Here is a 2,241-nt window from a genome sequence, read left to right as displayed (position 1 = left end):
GTACTTGCATGGATCGACTTTCATCTTTGCAAGGACAGGTACTTACACGCCCTCGCGCGGATTCGGCAACCCGAACAACCCTGCCTGGGAGATTGCACACGCCCATAGTGGCTCGCTCGATGTGACCTCAGTCCAGGAAGAGACGCGCTTTACCTTCAGTATGCCACTGGCCTAGCCGGTACGAGAGCCTTAGGGTTTTAGCTAGCATTCCTATCGCAGGGGACGGTCTGCAAAGGGTCAATGTTTCACCTCCCGGCAGCTCGACCAACGTCGGCTCATGAGCGCCGAAGCGGACCAAGCTCTTTGGTCGTCTTGGGCGACGAATGATCCCGCAAGGATGTCAGTGCACCGCGAATGGACTCGTGGCGGCAGGCTCCCGACCGCTCCCAAGGTCAGACGCGAACCCGAGCGGCAGGGTGGCCACGACCAGCGTACCCCGGGCGTGGCTCAGGAGCCGCAGGTTGCCGCCGAACCGCAGCATGCGGGCCCGCATACCGGTGACGCCGACCCCGAGTAGGGCCCCGCCCTCAGCCGCCTTCCGGACGCCGCAGGATAACCCGCAGCCATCATCGAGGACGCGCAGCTTCAGGGTATCGGCCCCAACCCGCAGGTCGATGATCAGCCGGGACGCGGCCGCATGCCGATAGGTGTTGGTCAGCGCCTCCTGGATGACCCGGAGAAGCGCACGCTGGACATCGAAGGGGAGGCTGTCGGCCGTGTCGGGCATGCGGACGGACGTGTTCAGACCTGTCCGGCGCGCGAAGCCGGCCGCAAAAGCCTGCACGGTTCTAGCCAAGCCGCCATTCTCCAAGCCCGGAGGGTGCAGCAGATAGGTGAAGGTGCGCAGCTCCCTGGCGGCTTCCTCCACCGCGTCCGCCGCCTCGTCGAGCACCTTCTGACCGTCTCCAGAGCCGACGTACTGCTTCAGACGCATGAGGTGGAGGTCGGCTGCCACGAGATGCTGGGCGGTCGAGTCGTGCAACTCTTCGGCAATCCGTTGCCGCTCCTCGTCCTGGAGGGTCAGGAAGCGCCCGGCGAGTTCGTCTAAGGCCGCCGTGGCGGCACGCTGTTCCGTGACGTCGGTGAAGAAGACGCTCAATCCCTCCGTCGAGGGGCAGACCAGGAGATCGAGACAGCGGCCGGGCCGCAGGCCGGACATCACCTCACGCCGGATGCGGCGGCGCCCCTCCATGCCCTCGCGGATCAAGCGGCTGCACTCGGCATCAGGATTGCACAGGTCCCAGAGGCACGTGCCCAGAACCCTGTCCGGCTTCGGCCCCACCCAGTCCCTCGCCGCCTCGTTGAGGTCGGTGACGTGGTAAGACCTGTCCAAAGTGAAATAACAGTCGCTGACGCTGGCCAGGACGGACCTGAGCCGCTCGTTTGCATGGTCGACCTCTTCCGCCGCTCTGATGCGGCCCCGCAGGTCACGCTGCTGCCGTTTCTCCGATGCGGTCCGCGGCGAGGACAGGTCACCCATGGCGCAGCTCCAGGACGAGGGAACAACCGGACGACGGAGATTGTCGCGGTGCCGTCGATGTGTCTGGCTAGGCGATCCGCATCCGATTGGCCTGGCAATCTAACATAGATTAAACGGCGACGGGATGGGAGGCACCGGCTCGCGTTGGCATGTGTATCGGCACCACTGGCGGCTCGGGCACTGACCTATGAGCGCCAATGTAGTTCCCACCAAAGCATCGACCTTACTGTGTGCAAACTCCGGAAGGTCCGGAGTGGGTCGAGGCTGTGTCAAAACGCAGATAGCGACCGAGTGAGATCACCTCTGTGGTCCTCTGATCGGCTGGAGCACGAGAGCCAGCGGCCGTTTGGCTCTTCGACAAGGCTGGACGTCAGTCTCCCTGATGTCCGAGCCATCGTGATCAGCTTGGGGTCTAAAGTGATGCCCCCTCAGGACTGGATTGCTGCCAGCAGCGGTCCTGGCCCGAGGATCGCCAGAACCCGCTTCAGGTTATAGGCGAGCACGTGCAGGCTCATCTCGGTGCGCACCCGCTCCAGGGTCCGGGTCAGGAAGTGCGTGGCACCCATCCAGGCCTTGATCGTTCCAAACGGGTGCTCCACCGTCTGCCGCCGGCAGGCGCGCCGTCTCCGGTGCCCGGTCGAGCCGCTCCTGCATCGCATCGAGCACATCCTCGTGCTCCCAGCGCTTGATGCGCCGCTGCTTGCCGGTCGTACACTGCTCCTTCAGGGCACACCGCTCACAGCAGGTGGTCCAGTACACGT

The 2,241-nt window shown here is 64.4% G+C and carries 1 protein-coding gene and 1 pseudogene; both read right to left on the bottom strand.

Translation table 11 applies throughout. The features are described from left to right. Positions 1–340: 340 nt before the first annotated feature. Positions 341–1,480 carry a histidine kinase gene (locus KHP60_RS24720; protein ID WP_213566920.1) on the bottom strand — a complete coding sequence of 380 codons (1,140 nt, stop codon included), beginning with the start codon at positions 1,478–1,480 and terminating at the stop codon, positions 341–343. A gap of 428 nt (positions 1,481–1,908) precedes the next feature. Further along, a pseudogene (locus KHP60_RS24715) lies at positions 1,909–2,241 on the bottom strand (transposase); the annotation flags it as partial.

Origin of the sequence: Microvirga sp. 3-52 (assembly GCF_018383585.1) — a bacterium.
Classification (GTDB): domain Bacteria; phylum Pseudomonadota; class Alphaproteobacteria; order Rhizobiales; family Beijerinckiaceae; genus Microvirga.
The sequence above is the reverse complement of the archived record's forward strand: the minus strand, read 5'-3'. Positions and strand labels throughout refer to the sequence as shown.

Bases quoted from the DNA above. Each gene is read 5' to 3' on its own strand.
- KHP60_RS24720 (WP_213566920.1), bottom strand. From the start codon at position 1,480: ATGGGTGACCTGTCCTCGCCGCGGACCGCATCGGAGAAACGGCAGCAG.